The following is a 15,193-nucleotide window of genomic DNA, read 5'->3' on the forward strand; positions in this document are numbered from 1 at the left end:
TCCATGAAACATCTATTCGCGCTGTGCGCGCTCTGCTGGCTGCCGCTGTCACAGGCCGCGCCGAATATCAATGTCGGGGTGTTCTACGACTACCTCGACGGCGATAAATCCACCTACCTCAAGCGTGTCTTCAATGGCGGCGACAGCACGGCGTTTATCAAGGTCGCGGTGATGGAAATTGTCTACAACGCTGACGGTACGTCTGAGGAAGTGGAGCTTAAGAGCAACGCCGACAACACCGCCCGCGACGGTCTGATGGCCACCCCGGCGCGCATGATCGTACCGGCCAATGGCATGCAGAGCACCCGTTTGCTGTACCTGGGCGAGCGCGAAAGCGAACGCTATTTTCGCCTGCGCTTCGTGCCGGTAATGCCCGAAAAAGACGATGAGTTTGGCGTCTCCAGCGACGATCGCGAGGCCTACAAAAACAGCCTGTCGGCAGGCGTCACGGTGTTGGCGGGATTCGGCACGGTGTTTTTCGTGCGCCCCAAAACCACCCGGTTTGACACGCGCACCGAAGAGCGTGAGGGCGAGTACGGGTTGCGCAACGCGGGCAACAGCGTGGTGGTGGTCGATGAGTTCAAGGACTGCTCCACCGCTGAACCCCAGGACTGCCAACCCACTACCAAGAGCCACATCCTGCCCGGTCGCGATTTCAGCTTTACCAAGCAGGCCGGTCGTACCTACCGCTTTACCTTGATCGAGGGCGGCGAGAAAAACACACATGAGGTCAAAGGCTGATGGTCATTGAGAGAGCCCATGGGGGCAAATTCCGCAAGGTCGTCCTGGGGATGTTGTTGTTGGTGACCGGGGTGGTGCTCAGTGCCCAGGCCTTGGCCATTCGCGAAGTGCAGGTCTTCGACGTGTCGGTGACCATTCCCACCCGCGACTTTTATGTACTGCCGATCAACCCTGGATTTCTGGAGCGTGAGCAGGAAATGGCCTGGCAACTGGTGCCGGGCACCCTTAAACCGCTACGTGAACACTTCGATGTGAAGAACAGCGGCGGCGGCATTGCGGCGCGCCTGAACCAGGCGCCCGTCCTGTCCAACGGTCCTCGTTCGATTGCGTTGAACGTCACCTTCAACGGGCAGGTGTTGAGCCTGGACGAAACCCTGGTGGTGCCGGAAGCCGAAGCCCGTGCCGGTAAACGGGTGTTGTTGGAGATTGCCGCGGTAGAGCCTGAGGGCGGTTATACGCCGGGTGAATACTTTGGCAGCGTACATCTGCTGTTTGATGCGGTGAGGCCGTGATGTCGAGCGATTTGGCGAGGTGCTTATGAAATATCTATCTGCTGTATTGGTGTGCTGCCTGTGGTCCGTCAATGTCCAGGCCGGGCCGGCCATTCATGTCGGGGATTTTTACGACTACTTGAGTGGCGATAAAAACAACTACCTCAAGCGCATATTCAATGGCGGCACCAGTACCGCCTTCGTCAAGATCAGCGTGACCGAGATGCTCTACAAGCCTGACGGCACGTATGACGAAGTCCCGATCAAGAACCAGTCGGACGCTCTGATCGCCAGCCCGGCGCGCCTGATCGTGCCGGCCACCGGCATGCAGAACACGCGTTTTGTGTTTATGGGCAAACGTGACCGCGAGCGTTACTTCCGGGTGCGCTACCTGCCCGTAGCGCCGGAGAAAGACGACGAGTTTCTGGCCACGGAAGAGGAGCGCAAGGCTTATGAGGACAAGATCGCGGGCGGCGTGCGGGTGATGGCCGGCTACGGCACGGTATTTTTCGTGCGGCCCAAGGACAGCCGTTATGACACTCGGATCGAAAACGGTGGCCGCAACTACACCTTGCGCAACGCCGGCAACACGGTAGTGGTGGTGGATGAGTTCAAGGACTGTTCGGCCAGCAATCGAACCGATTGTGCACCCACTACCAAAAACCACATCTTCCCGGGGCGGGTGTTCAGTTTCGAGAAACAGGCCGGGCGCGTGTATCGCTTTCATGTGGTGGAAGGCGGGACTGACAGGATTGTGGAAGTAAAGGGCTGAATCGTCGCGGCCCAGTACCTGTACGTGTCGGCCTCGGTCAGGTGAATAACAAAGTAGGTAACGTCATGCCCATACGCAAAAAACTATCCGTCGCGCTGATGCTGGCAGCCAGCGTATTTTCGTGGCCTGCACAGGCTGCGGATCAGGAGATCCGGGCGACGTTCGTTCCCGATCCATCCAACCCGATGGTCAACCAGTTTGAGAATAAAACGCCCCAGGCGGGCGTCTGCGCTCTGTGGATGGCCGCCCGTTGCAAGCAACTGGGTATTTTCAGCCTCAGGCTTCCACAGCTTGCGTTCGTTACGGGAAGGGGGATTGAAGCGAACCATGAAGACCCGAGACAAGGCTTCATGCTCACAGTGCCTTCCAGTTGGCGGGATGTGGAGGTGGTCCACGGGTCCGGCGACACAGAAATCGTGCAGATGCGGATTGCCGGTGTCGGTGGCAGCTGGAATATGTCTCGTCCGCCGGGGGTGAGTGCTTGGGCGCGCCCAGGGGTGCCCTGGCAGTCGGCGTGGCATTCCGCCCCGGCTCCCTGCGCGAGTACCAACTTTCTCGCGGCGGGTGCCGCCTATGCCCAGTTTTTCTGGCTGACGCCCGAGGGCGCCGGGGCATGTGCAAGGACGCCGTCGGTGACGATTCCTTACTTCCGCTGGAGCGGGCTCGACTATGCGTATGAACTGCGTACCCCCAACCCGTTGACCATGCAGGCCGGTGAGTACCGTGGCGCGTTGACTTACGCCATTGGCAGGGGCATGGACTTTGATATGGGGGATGAACTGAGCCCCAATATCGACACGGTGACGCTCAATTTTGTCCTGAGTGTGGTACATGCCCTCAAGGTCGATATCCCTGCGGGGGGTAACCGCATCGAGTTGGTCCCTCAGGGGGGTGGCAAAACTGGCTCAATCATGGACGTACGCCGTCGCGGTTGTTTCGCGATCAAACCTTTGTGATCGCCGCCAGTTCGCGTTTCAAGATGCAACTTGAATGCTCCGTTATTGCAGGCAATACCTGTGGTTTGCGCAATAACAATGGCGATGAGGTACCCGTGCAGGTTGCCGTCAGCCTGCCCTATGGCTTGGCCGGTCAGGACGATCAGGCGGTCAGCCGTCGCCCCTTGCGCCTCGACGGCATCGGTACCGAGCTGTTCCATCCGCGCTATTACGTCAATGATCGGCCAGGCACCCTGCACTTTGAGGTGACCAGGGATGACGTGGCCGACATGCTCAAGCAGCCGGGCAGTACCTATTCGGGCATGGTCACGGTGATCTGGGATTCCGAGGTGTGATGCTCTGCGGGTGAAACAGTGACCGGCAGTGGCTTGTGACGCGTTCGGTTATTCGTACGCGTCCAGCAGTGCCTGTCGCGTCAAACGGCGCGCCAATTCGTTGTAGTCATCCTGGATGTCGCTGTAAAGCCGTCGCACGGTCGCATCGGAGAAGGATTCTTCGGCCAGCACCACGGTATGGGGGATCGTCAGTTCATTGGCCAGTGTGATGATCTGTTCGCGCAAACGTGCCTTGCGCTCAGGCGTCACCTCGGCGCCGATCCATTCCGTGTGGGCATCCCGTAGATCCTCCAGTTGGCTGCCGGCGTGTGTGCGTTTCTCGGCTTGAGCCTTGAACGCTTCCAGATGGGCGTCATGCAGGTAGTCGGCCCAGAACGGTTGCTCAAGAATGCCATTGACCAGGCCGTCGCCCTGGGACAGCTCGATAGCCTGGCGCACCGCAGTATCCAGGTGTTCTTGAGTCACCCCGGCCGTGTTGCGGTAGACCATGTGTTCGGACAGCCACGGCAGGTCGAGACGGCGTTTGAGCCCGGTTTGGTAGGCGAGGTACACCTGCACGTCATCGACCTGGTTTTCACCGCTGCCAAACGTCTGGCCCAATCCGCCCTCGCTTTCTGGCGCGATGCGATGCTGGATTTCCTTGTGGGCGATTTGGTTGATCTGCTCCAGGCGCCAGGTCTGTTTGGCCAGTGTCACCAGGTGACGTTCGAGGTGAGGGCTGTTGTCATTGCGGATGATTTCCAGCAGGGTTTCCACGCCGATACGGTTGAACGTATGGGCCCCGGCATCTGCGCACAGGGCCGGTGCGCCGGCCAAACTGAATATCCGCTCGCGAAACCCGGTGTTCTCATAGGCACGAAACACCACCTGCCAGATTCGCTGGGAGAGGTCCTCGCGACCTTGTTCAAACAACTGCGCATCGATTTCGGTTTGAAAACCTGCAGGCGGCTGCAACAGTCTGAACACCTCGAACAAACCCTGGGAGCCGTGTTCCGCTTCCACCTCGTCCCACACCTTCTGTGCCGTGTTGCGCTGTTCAGGTGTCAGGCCAACCATCCAGAATTGGCTGTCGGTTTTACCGCCACGAGGCGTGGTGCGGTAAGGGTCGATCCCCTGGGCCCGGCGATAACTGACGAAGCGTTGTTCATCCTCGAATTCAAGCCTGGTCATATCCAGCCAACTGTTGGCCACAATCCCGGCGGCGGGAGTTTCTGGCGCAAACACGGGGACGGTGTTGATCGCCGTGTTTCTCAGGTCCAGTTCCAGCAGAGCGGGCCTCGGGCTTTCCAGCCCTTGCGGCCATTGAGTGATAGCGGTTCTATTGAGTACCAGCAGGCGCAGCTCCGGCATGTGGCTGACATCCGGTGGGGTTTCCAGGCGGGTATTACCTTCCAGATTCAACGCGCGCAACTGTGGGCATTGTTTAAGCGTGGCGTGGTCGGAGGGCGACCATGCAATAGGGTTGTCACCCAGGTTCAGGGCGGTCAGGCCGTTCATGGGCAATATTTGCGACGGCACCTTGTCGAGACGATTGGCCGACAGGTCCAGGTTGCGCAGGTTGTGGAAATTATCGAGAAAGGGTAATTCGCGATCGCCCAGCGCTGAGCCGCTGAGCTTCAAGCGGGTGACATGACTGAAGTCTGCTCGCAGTGGTCCCAGGCGTTCCAGGTGAAGACCCAGGGCCAGCCCGTTCAAGTCCAGCAGGGTACCGCGGGTTTTCGCTTCCATCGGTTGCATGCGCAGGTAGGCACCGTCTTCCCAGCAGGCAGTCAACCCATGGATGACCTGGTTTCGAGTGTGTATTTCAAGCAGGGCTTGATCGGTGCTTGCCATGGGATCTACGAGTGGTTTTTTGCGGAACCTGTTCATGTCTTCGCGCAGCGTCGCATGGTCAGCTTCAAGTGTGCCGAGCAGTTGCTCGCCTTGCATAGTGCTCAGGCGGGGCAGCACTTTCTGGATCTGTTCCTCAGTCAAACGCGGGCACAGCTTCATCAGCGTTTCCCGAGGGGTCGGCGGCTGTGGGGGTTGCCTCAGGACCCATCGGCGGAAAGCCCCCCACATGGGTTTTTGCAGTAAGTGTTGTGTGGTGCGCTGCTCAGCCGGGGATAGCGGGCTGTCCGCTATCACGCTGCGGCGTTCGGCCGGTGGCGCCAGTTGCGCTTTGAGCCATTCCTTGAAGTTCGCGCCTTGACCTGGCCGGTAGTCAAGCGTGTCCGTGGGGACCACGCGCAACAACGCTTCATAAAAGGTGTACTGCGGCGGGGGAGTGGAAGGCGACGCAGCGTGCAGTTGGTAACGCCCCTGGCCCTTGTACAGGAGTATTTTTTTCGTGCCCGCGTCGGCCGGCCCCACCTGGCAACGCAGGCTGCCGTTGGGCGTCTGATCGTGAATGGCAATGTTCAAGTCGCCCAGAGCATCGGTGTGCAGGCGCACGATATTGAGGGCCATGCGCTCGGTGTCCGGGGTCAGCAAGGCGTCGTGGTAGAGGCCTTCACTGGCATGGCTGGCGCGGACTTCATTGGCCAGTTCCCGGGCCAGGTTTTTCAGGCGCAAGGGGATGCGCCGTTCACGGCTCATCACGCTCGACTCTTGTGGCGAGGTGCGCAGCAGCAACGTGGTCACCAGGTCTTTGGGCAATAGCGCAAACTGTTGTTGAATCAGTCGGCCCTGCGGGGTATTGAGCGCTTCACGGGTGCTGTAAAGGTGGTTGAACACGCTGGTGTTCTGCTGCACCAACTCATTGGCCAGGCGCTCACGCAGCGCCATGACGGGTTCGGGCAGGGTTTGCGCGCCGGGCGCTGCAAGCAAGGCCATCCGCTCGGTGTCGCTCAGGAACGCGATGACCTGTTCGAACCACTGGCCGGCTTCCACAGCCTGATAGCTGAGGCGCAAAGTGTTGGCAGCGCTGGCGTCAGTGGCGCCGTAGACGATGGAGTGGCCGGTCAAGTCGCTGTTGACGAACACCCGGATGGCTTTGTTTGCCGGCCAACCCTGGAGTTCGGTGGTGGTTTGCACCGTCCAGTTGGTCGGCAGGTCCGCACTGGCCCCGGCGCGAACCTGCTGCGGAGCACTTTCGAGTTGCTGGCGCAGCTTTATCCGCTTGAGGCTGTCGGCCAATAGCGGCGGTGGTGTGTCGCGTTGGGCATACATCATGCGCAAGGCGTCATCGTGGGTGCCGCTGGTCTGGCAGGCCTGTTCAAGTTGGGCGGGGCTGAGGTCCTCCACCGAAGGCCCGAGGCGCCGACGCAGCGTCTCGCTGTCCCAGGTGTTGGGGGCCTCGCCTTCATGGACCCACGCGCCACTGGGGTGATGCTCGATGCTGGGTGAATAGGCGTCGGGACGGGTGGGATGCTTGATGCGATGGGTGTGGTGGGTGGTGTCGTGTTCGATGACGTAGTGCCGGTTATCCAGCGGCAGGACTTTCTGGTCCTGGTGCGTATGCAGGCCCAGTTCATCGGGCTGAGAATCGCTCGCCAGCTGCAGGTTGTCGTGGGCGTAAGGCGCCAGGTCCGGGTTCCACAGGCGCTGTTGCCCGTCGACTTCAACCGCGCGCAAATTGTCGACGAAGAGCGAGCGTTTGAACGCGCTCGCGACTTCTCCACCGACGGCGAAGAGTCCCAGTTGGATCGTATCGGTTGCGACCGTGACGAGGTGTTCGGCGGCTTCTATGAACTGCCCTTCGGCCAGGTCTACCACGCCTTCGATCACATCGCTGGCCAGTTGGTAGGCGGTGTATGCCAGCATCAGCTCGCCGAGGAACGGCACGAATGGAGTGATGACCAGCAGCGCGACATTGAAAATATCCGAGAGGATTTTTGTGAAGTTGTCCCACCAGGCCCAGCGCTCTGTTCTGTCGGCGTCGGCCGTAGGCACCGCGATGCTGCGTGCGTCGTTGAATATCTTGTTGAAGGATTGCTGGTAGCGGTATTCCCATAGATCGCCCTCGATGGCGGGCGAGGAGAAGTGCAGTTTGGGATTGTCCAGCGGCGCTTCCCGCCATTGAGGGCGCGGGTCCAGTGGCTGCGCCGGGTGCCACCGAACGTTGGACAGCCGCTGATTGAGTCCGGCAAAGAAATGCCCGCGTTGATTATGGTCGACAAACTGGCTGAAGAACTGTTGGTAGGTTTGCCCCTGGCGAGATGGTATCGACGCATTGGTTTGCAGCTTGCGGGTCAGGTCGAGCATGAAGGCAAGGCTGGAGGTGTACTCCTTGACGGGACTCTCGGGGTCATGGGGGATGTAGGCGATCAGTTTCGAGGCGCTGGAAACCCGATCCAGGTCAGCGGCGATCAGCAGGATACCGCTCAGTGAAGCATCGAGGATGTGCAGTTGATAGAACCGCATCACGCCCCGTTCACCGCGCAACGCGCGCATCAACACGTGGTAGGTCGCGGCACCCAGGTCCGCGACCTGTTGGCCGTCGGTGGGCAGGTAAGCCAGGTGTGCCGCCGCCTTGAGCGCGGCTTTCTGGCTGGCGATGACCTGGTTTTTCAAGGTGGTGCGAGCGCTGAGGTCCGTTGGCAGCAAGTAGTTGTTCAGGTGTTGTTGATAGCGTGCGCCGAGGTCCAGTTCACGGCACAAGGCCTTGAACTGTGGGATGGACATCGTGTCGCTCAACGCCAGGGGCTGGAAGTGGCCACGGTAGTCGGGACGGGTGATATAGCTGGAGTCGCTTTCGAAGGATTCCCCGGCGGCAAAGTTCTGCAAGGCCGCGTCGAGCAATGACACCTTGCGGCCGGTCACGCCCTTGAAAAAACTGTGGGCGTACCAAGGCAGTTTCTTGGCGATATACAGGTGCAGAAACGTTGCTTTGACGTCCAGGTCAAGGTGGTACTTGTCCAGAATGGCTTGTTTCAGCAGGGGCTCGGCAAAGGCATACACGTCTTGTATGTCGCGCAGCTGCCGGTCCACGGCGTTTTGCGTCCGCCAGCCTTCAGCATTGGCCGCCTGCAGGGCTTGATGCTGTGCGGGGAGGGCGCGGGTGTAAGCGGGCAGTCGAGAAAGGTCGGCGGCGCTCATCTGATGGGCCCGGGCCAGGGAGGTCGTGGCAAGCCAGTCCGGAATTGTTTGTTTGATCAAGTCATAGTGAGGGCCTTTATAGGCGCGCGCAGGCGTGCTGGAAGGCAGTGAACGTATAGGCATCAAGTTGAACTCGTTAAGTGGCTCGAGTGCTTAGCCTATCCGTCGAAATCAAGAACAAACGTTCAATATATTGCAGCTAAGTCGGGACTGAAATGTGCGGGTTGTTCGGTGTGCGAATGCAGAATTTGTGCACTGAATGTGCCGGGCCCCCCCGGCTTGCACTGCGTCCGGCTGCCGGGTTGCAGATAAGGGCCGAGCAACGGCGCCATGCCCTTGAGCACTTGCACCGGCAATGCCGAGGTGAAGGTGAAGCCTTGGGCCGAGGCGCCGGGGACGAATGCGGTCAGCGTGCCGAAATGGCGGTCGCCGATATAGAACACAAAGGTGGCGGTGCGGTTGATCGCCTTGGAGCTGAGTAGGCGCCCGCCGGCACCGATTGCTTCGATGCGGTTGTCGCCGGTGCCGGTCTTGCCGCCCATGGCCAGGGGTGTGCCGTCAGCCAGTTTGAAGCTGCCGGCCACACGTTTTGCGGTACCGGCATCCACCACCTGGGACAACGCCTCGCGCAAGGCGTTGGCGACTTCACTGGGCATGACCCGCTTGCCTCGGTCCGGGTTGTTGACCAGGCGGGTTTCATAAGGGGTGCCGGCGGCAAAGTGCAGGCTGTCGATACGCACGGTCGGCTCGCGCACTCCGTCATTGAGAATGATCCCGACCAGCTCCGCCAGGGCCGCCGGGCGATCTCCCGAGCTGCCAATAGCGGTGGCCAGGGACGGCACCAGGTGATCGAACGGATAGCCCACAGCCTGCCAGCGTTGATGAATATCCAGGAACGCTTCGATCTCCAGCATGGTGCGGATGCGACTGTCGCGGGCGCTCTTGTGGCGGCTCTTGAAGAGCCAGCCGTAGACTTCCTGGCGTTCGTGCTCACTGGCGGCGACGGCCTGGGTGAAGGTGGCGTCGGGGTGGTTCAGCAGGTAACCGAGCAGCCACAAATCCAGTGGATGGACCTTGGCGATATAGCCTTGGTCCGGCAGGTCGTAGGCGCCGGGACCGTAATCCTTGTAGAGCTTGGCCAGGCGTTCATCGGTGAGTTTTTCCGGGGCCTTGGTGGGCAGGTGCGCGCGCACGAAACGGTTGAAGCTGTCCTGGTTGGCCTGGGGCAGCAGATAACGGTGCACTGCGGCCAGGCGCATGGCGGTGGGGTGCATGCTGTCGAGAAAGGTGTCGAGCCGGGCCTGGGTGTCTTTGTTGCGGTAGCGCTTCCAGAAGCGCAGCAGGAAGGTGGTGCCCTCGCGGTCGGCGAATTGCGCCAGGTACTCCTGGCGGCGTGGGTCGCTGTCGTCCTTGAGCAACTCGGCGCTGCTGTTGGGGCCCTGATAGGTGCTGTAGCGCACCAGGTCGCGCATCAGGCGAATGAACGGCAGGTTGATCGACTCACGCAGGGCCTCGCGCAGCGTGGGGTTACGCCCGTTGTCTTCGTTGCGAAAGTTATTGAAGTGGTGCAGGCCGCCACCGGTGAAAAAACGTTCGCCGGGGCTGGCCGAATATTGCCGCTCGAGCGCCGCGTCGAGCATCTTCGGCAGGCTCCGGTCGCGGTTTTGCGCCAGGTAATCCACGGCCCAGCGCGACAGGCGATCTTGCTCGTCGACGCTGATTTTTTTCAGCTCGGCAGGGGGCTGGTCGGCATAACGATCATGCAGTTCGCTGATGATTTGCAGGTAGGTGGTCAGCACCCGCAGCTTGGCGGTGGAGCCCAGTTCCAGCTTGCTGCTCTCGTTGATATCGAAGGGTTGGTCGGTGTTGTCGGTCTGTACCCGCACCCGTGCGCCATCGGTGGTCATCTCATAGAGCGTGAAGCTGTAGCGCACTTGCGCGGTGCTGGCGGGCGTCAACAGGCGCGGGCCGAGCAAGCCGATTTGCCCGGCGAAGGCGGGGTCGGCCAGGTGCTTGAGGTAGGTGGTGGCTTGGGTTTGCAAGTCATCCTGCAAGGTGCTGGTGGCGGACAGGTCCAGGCGGTCGAGGTCGTACAGCGGGCGATTGAGCAGGGCGGCCAGGCGGCTGCGGGCAACACTGATGCCTTTGTTGGTTTCAATCGGTTGAATCGTCGGCTGTTGCAGCCAATCGCGATAGCTCACCTGGCTGGCCAGGGCGGCCTGTGCCAGGGCCGGGTCGATGACCGCGTTCTGCGCGAGCAGGCGAATGTGGCTGTCGGTCAGGTTCGCCAGTTCGGCGTGGCCCTTGGACAGGTAGTGCGAGGGCCGGCGCTGGGCGATCATCAATGACAACACTTCACGCAGGGCCAGGCCTTTTTGCCCGAGGTTTTGCGTGCTGCTGTCGGCGAGCAGGGCGTTGGTGCGGTTGAAGTCGGCGCCGTACCACACCCGCAACCCTTCGGCCAGGCCATGCACTTCACCGTGACCGGGCACGGCGGACAACGGCACGCTGTTGAGGTAGTCGCGCACGATATTGCGGCGTGCCTGCAAGGTCTGCGGACCCTCCTGGTAGGCGCGTACGCTGGCGGAAAACATCTGCCGCAGTTTCTCGCCGCCCGACAGGGTCAGGCCGTCGGGGGAGTGACGGTACTTTTCCAGCTGGGTCGCGAGGGTGCTGCCACCGGCGGTCTGCCCGGGCAAATGCAGGAGCCTGGCCACTTGTGACCAGGCCGCTTTGGCGAAGCGCGGCCAGTCCACCGCCGGGTTGGCTTCGGGCTGAGCCGGGTCGAGCAGGTCGCGGTTCTCGATGAACAGCAGGCTGTTGACCACCACCGGCGGGATCGCGGCGAAGTTTTCGTAGAGTTGTTGCGGATAGTTGTATTGGTAGAGCGGCACGGCGCGGCAGTCGGTGATGGAGAGCCCGGCCTGGATTTTTTCCGCGTAGGGCACGAACAGGCCCTTGGTGCTGTAGTCCATCAATTCGGCCGAAAAGCGCGCCTGGGTTTCAATCACATAACCGCGTTTGAGCAAGCGTGGCAGGAACGTGCCGAGGTCGCTGTAACCGAGTCGCCGGTCGAAGGGGCCGGCGCCGGGATAGGCGATTGCCGGGCTGGGGCCGGGCTCCAACCGATAGGTCAGGTCACGGGCCAGGCGGCTGAGTTCCTGGGCCTGCAGGCGTGAGGTGCGCAGCTCCTTGGCGACGGCAAACCCCAGGGCCGCCAGCGCCATCAACACAATCAACCAGAACAGGCGCCGTGCGTAACGAGGCCTGGGTTTATTTTTGGATAAAGGCGCTGGGTCCGAACTGCCATGTACTTTCGCAGCCTTGCTCGATTCGGTTTGCCACAGTGCGCCCATAGTCGATTGATCCCTTCACGCAGATAGATCGGACTTGCCTGAAGTTTAGTCGCTGATGGCTGGGTGTGAGGGAATTGTGTTTTGAGTGTAGGAATCTTCCGGTGGATCTGCAGCGGCGCCTCCGCGACGTTTTGTCGCCCGATGCAGGTCAGATGCTCCTGTAAAATTGCATTTTGACCCACGCTTCCCCTAAATTGCCTCGTTTTTATAGTGAAAGGCCCTACTCCGGGCTTTTTATACTGCACGCCCCGTTGATCTTGCCTGGCAAGACGGGCCCGTCCATGAGGCGGCCCCGGTTTCAACAAGGGCGCAGGCTTACCGGCTTGCACCGTGGAAACTCGACGGACAATCCAATAACAAGATGAGGTTGTATCCCTATGCCAGTCGGCAACCAACTGCCCCATGGCGAGACCGCTTCAGGCGGCCCGCTCAAACGCGAATTGGGTGAACGGCATATTCGCCTGATGGCCCTCGGTGCCTGTATCGGTGTCGGCCTGTTCCTCGGCTCGGCCAAGGCCATCGAAATGGCCGGCCCGGCCATCATGCTGTCCTACATCATCGGTGGCCTGGCCATCCTGGTGATCATGCGTGCCCTCGGCGAGATGGCCGTACACAACCCGGTCGCCGGTTCCTTCAGCCGTTATGCACAGGACTACCTCGGCCCGTTGGCCGGTTTCCTGACCGGCTGGAACTACTGGTTCCTGTGGTTGGTGACCTGCATCGCGGAAATCACCGCCGTGGCGGTGTACATGGGCGTCTGGTTCCCCGACACCCCGCGTTGGATCTGGGCCCTGGCGGCGCTGATCAGCATGGGCACCATCAACCTGATCGCGGTCAAGGCCTTCGGTGAGTTCGAGTTCTGGTTCGCGCTGATCAAGATCGTCACCATCATTGCCATGGTGATCGGCGGCGTCGGCATCATCGCTTTCGGTTTCGGCAATGACGGCGTGGCGCTGGGCATTTCCAACCTGTGGACCCATGGCGGCTTCATGCCCAACGGCGTGCAAGGCGTATTGATGTCGTTGCAGATGGTGATGTTCGCTTACCTTGGCGTAGAGATGATCGGCCTCACCGCCGGTGAAGCGCGCAACCCGCAGAAGACCATCCCCAGCGCCATCGGCTCGGTGTTCTGGCGCATTCTGCTGTTCTATGTGGGCGCGTTGTTCGTCATCCTGTCGATCTACCCATGGAATGAAATCGGCACCCAGGGCAGCCCGTTCGTGATGACGTTCGAGCGCCTGGGTATCAAGACCGCAGCGGGCATCATCAACTTCGTGGTGATCACCGCCGCGTTGTCGTCGTGCAACGGCGGCATCTTCAGCACCGGGCGCATGCTCTACAGCCTGGCGCAGAACGGCCAGGCGCCCGCGACGTTCGGCACCACCTCAAGCAATGGCGTGCCACGCAAAGCGCTGCTGCTGTCGATCTTTGCCTTGCTGCTGGGCGTGTTGCTCAACTACCTGGTGCCGGACCAGGTGTTCGTGTGGGTCACCTCCATCGCAACCTTCGGCGCGATCTGGACCTGGCTGATGATCCTGCTGGCCCAGCTCAAATTCCGCAAAGGCCTGAGCCCGGCCGAGCAGGCGGGCCTCAAGTACCGCATGTGGCTGTACCCGGTCAGCTCCTACCTGGCGCTGGCGTTCCTGGTGCTGGTGGCGGGCCTGATGGCTTACTTCCCGGACACCCGCGTGGCACTGTATGTAGGGCCTGCGTTTCTGGTGTTGTTGACGGTGTTGTTCTACGTGTTCAAGTTGCAGCCGACCAATGGGGCGGTGCGTTCTGCAGCCTGAGGGCTTGCCTGGGATGGTGGTGTGTCAGTCACACCGCCATCGGGGGCAAGCCCCCTCCCACATTTAGACCTGCAGCGACAACGCGATTCGTGCTGGTCCTGATTGGGCGCATAGCATTGTCCTGATCGAATAAACGCCGCAAAACCCATGTGGGAGGGGGCTTGCCCCCGATGGCCATAGGTATCTACACAACTTTGTAGCAGCCTACGGTAACCACGATGCGAAGCGAGTCGCTCTTGATCTTGCTTTTGATCTAGGCGCCCCGTTAAACCACGCTGGCCGGAATCCGATAGTGATTTGGGGGGTAAACCGGCAGGGATGCCGGTTTAGCCGCCCCGCGCCATGGATGGCGCGTGGCGGCGGCCCCCAAATCACTGTCGGATTACGGGCACACCGAGCCTAGGCGAGGTGCCGAGTGGTGGGGCAAGAGCGTTTTGCTTACTTTTGCGCTTTTCAAAAGTGAGACGCCGTAAGGGCGGAACCCATAGCAGCCGTTACCGCAGCAACGGATATGTACTCGCCCTGATCCAGCATCCTGGTCGGCTGTCAGGCCGCCATCGGGAGCAAGCCCCCTCCCACATGTCAATCAGCTCTGCACTAACCAGGCGCGGGCACAGCGGCTCTGCGCTGGTCCAATTGCTTGTTGAATTCCAGCCACGCGGCAAACAGCATCATCACTGCGGCCCCCACCAGCGCGGTGAATATCTGCATGGCGAAGGTGTCACCGGTCAGGGCGTTGGCCATGTCCGCCAACGGCGCCAGCACCACACCCAGGCAGAACACTTCCAGCGAGTAGCGCCCCATCCGCCCTAGTTGCCGGGCCAGTGCGTGTTGCGTCCAGCCGACACCGGGGAGCAATTTGGCGGTGACATAGGCCAGGGCCAAAAAGTGCAGCAAGCGCACCGGTGACAGGTCGGTCTTGCTGATGGGGTACAGCCATTCGCCGATCAGGCGTGGCATCCAGGCATCGTGCACCTCGGGCCAGCGCCACGACAGGGTGATCACGCAGCTCGTCAGCACATACGCCGCAGCCGCCAGGAACAACGGTTGACGCAACACGGGCCGCTGGTCAGCCGGGCGGGCCGACCGCAAGGCCGCTGCGCCACCGAGGATAAACAGGCACTGCCAGGTCACCGGGTTGAAGTACCAGACCCCGCCGTTGCTGGCCGGCAGGTTCCAGCCCTGCCAGGGCGCCAGCAGGTACACCGCCACAGAAACGCCCACCGCGATCCTCGGCACACGCAACAGCAACGGCAGCGTGAGGGGCAGGCTCAGAATCAGCACGATATACAGCGGCAAAGGGTCGGTCAGGTTGGGCTTGAACCGCAGCAGCAATTCATCGACCAGGGCCTGCTGGGTATTGTTGAGGAAATACTCCAGGCCCATCTCCTGCACCAGGTCGCGGGTTTCGATATGGCTGTTGGCGAATATCACGATGCCCATCAACAGCGCCAGCAGGAAGATGTGCACCACGTAGAGCGTCCACACTCGGCGCAGGATTCTTAAACAGGCGATGAAATAACCCTCACGCTGCAGGATCTTGCCGTACGCCAGCACCGCCGCGTAGCCGGCCAGGAATACGAAGATTTCGGCGGCGTCACTGAACCCGATGTTCTGCACGGTGACATGGGCCAGGGGATTGTGGGGCACGTGATCCCAGAATATGAAGATCAATGCCAGGCCCCGAAAAAAATCGATGCGCGGGTCGCGTCCGTTCAGCATGGCAGCGGGCT

General features: G+C 60.9%; 9 protein-coding genes. 6 read left to right on the top strand and 3 right to left on the bottom strand.

The window, feature by feature from the left end; translation table 11 throughout:
- Nucleotides 1-3: 3 nt before the first annotated feature.
- From C4J87_RS05315 to C4J87_RS26305, 5 genes are all read left to right on the top strand, one after another.
- Entirely contained in the window at nt 4-741 is a 738-nt protein-coding gene (locus C4J87_RS05315) for a molecular chaperone (protein WP_124365973.1), read from the top strand.
- Complete coding sequence (locus C4J87_RS05320) at nt 741-1,253, top strand: CS1 type fimbrial major subunit (RefSeq protein ID WP_124365974.1); 513 nt, start codon at nt 741-743, stop codon at nt 1,251-1,253. The genes C4J87_RS05315 and C4J87_RS05320 overlap by 1 nt, the downstream gene beginning before the upstream one ends.
- 25 nt (nt 1,254-1,278) lie before the next feature.
- Nucleotides 1,279-2,004, top strand: a complete 726-nt coding sequence (locus C4J87_RS05325) for a molecular chaperone (RefSeq protein ID WP_124365975.1) — start codon at nt 1,279-1,281, stop codon at nt 2,002-2,004.
- Nucleotides 2,005-2,069: 65 nt separating this feature from the next.
- Entirely contained in the window at nt 2,070-2,960 is an 891-nt protein-coding gene (locus tag C4J87_RS05330) for a hypothetical protein (RefSeq protein ID WP_256679973.1), read from the top strand.
- Nucleotides 2,961-2,983: 23 nt separating this feature from the next.
- Nucleotides 2,984-3,295 (top strand): hypothetical protein, encoded by a 312-nt coding sequence (locus tag C4J87_RS26305; RefSeq protein WP_256660144.1) that lies wholly within the window; start codon nt 2,984-2,986, stop codon nt 3,293-3,295.
- 48 nt (nt 3,296-3,343) lie between these two features.
- On the opposite strand, the gene C4J87_RS05335 is transcribed toward C4J87_RS26305, so the two are convergent.
- Nucleotides 3,344-8,437, bottom strand: a complete 5,094-nt coding sequence (locus tag C4J87_RS05335) for an NEL-type E3 ubiquitin ligase domain-containing protein (RefSeq protein WP_124365976.1) — start codon at nt 8,435-8,437, stop codon at nt 3,344-3,346.
- A gap of 62 nt (nt 8,438-8,499) precedes the next feature.
- Nucleotides 8,500-11,670, bottom strand: coding sequence for a transglycosylase domain-containing protein (locus C4J87_RS05340; protein ID WP_124365977.1), 3,171 nt, complete (start codon nt 11,668-11,670; stop codon nt 8,500-8,502).
- Between the two features lie 377 nt (nt 11,671-12,047).
- On the opposite strand from C4J87_RS05340, the gene C4J87_RS05345 reads away from it, so the two are divergent.
- Nucleotides 12,048-13,460 carry an amino acid permease gene (locus C4J87_RS05345; protein WP_124365978.1) on the top strand — a complete coding sequence of 471 codons (1,413 nt, stop codon included), beginning with the start codon at nt 12,048-12,050 and terminating at the stop codon, nt 13,458-13,460.
- Between the two features lie 597 nt (nt 13,461-14,057).
- On the opposite strand, the gene C4J87_RS05350 is transcribed toward C4J87_RS05345, so the two are convergent.
- The gene (locus C4J87_RS05350) at nt 14,058-15,182 is read right to left on the bottom strand and encodes an OpgC family protein (RefSeq protein WP_124365979.1); all 1,125 of its coding nucleotides are present in this window, start codon (nt 15,180-15,182) and stop codon (nt 14,058-14,060) included.
- Between the last annotated feature and the right edge of the window lie 11 nt (nt 15,183-15,193).

The sequence above is a fragment of the Pseudomonas sp. R1-43-08 genome, assembly GCF_003852255.1.
Taxonomy (GTDB): Bacteria; Pseudomonadota; Gammaproteobacteria; order Pseudomonadales; family Pseudomonadaceae; genus Aquipseudomonas.

Coding starts and splice junctions, on each gene's coding strand:
- C4J87_RS05315 (WP_124365973.1), top strand. CDS start 4: ATGAAACATCTATTCGCGCTGTGCGCGCTCTGCTGGCTGCCGCTGTCA.
- C4J87_RS05320 (WP_124365974.1), top strand. CDS start 741: ATGGTCATTGAGAGAGCCCATGGGGGCAAATTCCGCAAGGTCGTCCTG.
- C4J87_RS05325 (WP_124365975.1), top strand. CDS start 1,279: ATGAAATATCTATCTGCTGTATTGGTGTGCTGCCTGTGGTCCGTCAAT.
- C4J87_RS05330 (WP_256679973.1), top strand. CDS start 2,070: ATGCCCATACGCAAAAAACTATCCGTCGCGCTGATGCTGGCAGCCAGC.
- C4J87_RS26305 (WP_256660144.1), top strand. CDS start 2,984: ATGCAACTTGAATGCTCCGTTATTGCAGGCAATACCTGTGGTTTGCGC.
- C4J87_RS05335 (WP_124365976.1), bottom strand. CDS start 8,437: ATGCCTATACGTTCACTGCCTTCCAGCACGCCTGCGCGCGCCTATAAA.
- C4J87_RS05340 (WP_124365977.1), bottom strand. CDS start 11,670: ATGGGCGCACTGTGGCAAACCGAATCGAGCAAGGCTGCGAAAGTACAT.
- C4J87_RS05345 (WP_124365978.1), top strand. CDS start 12,048: ATGCCAGTCGGCAACCAACTGCCCCATGGCGAGACCGCTTCAGGCGGC.
- C4J87_RS05350 (WP_124365979.1), bottom strand. CDS start 15,182: ATGCTGAACGGACGCGACCCGCGCATCGATTTTTTTCGGGGCCTGGCA.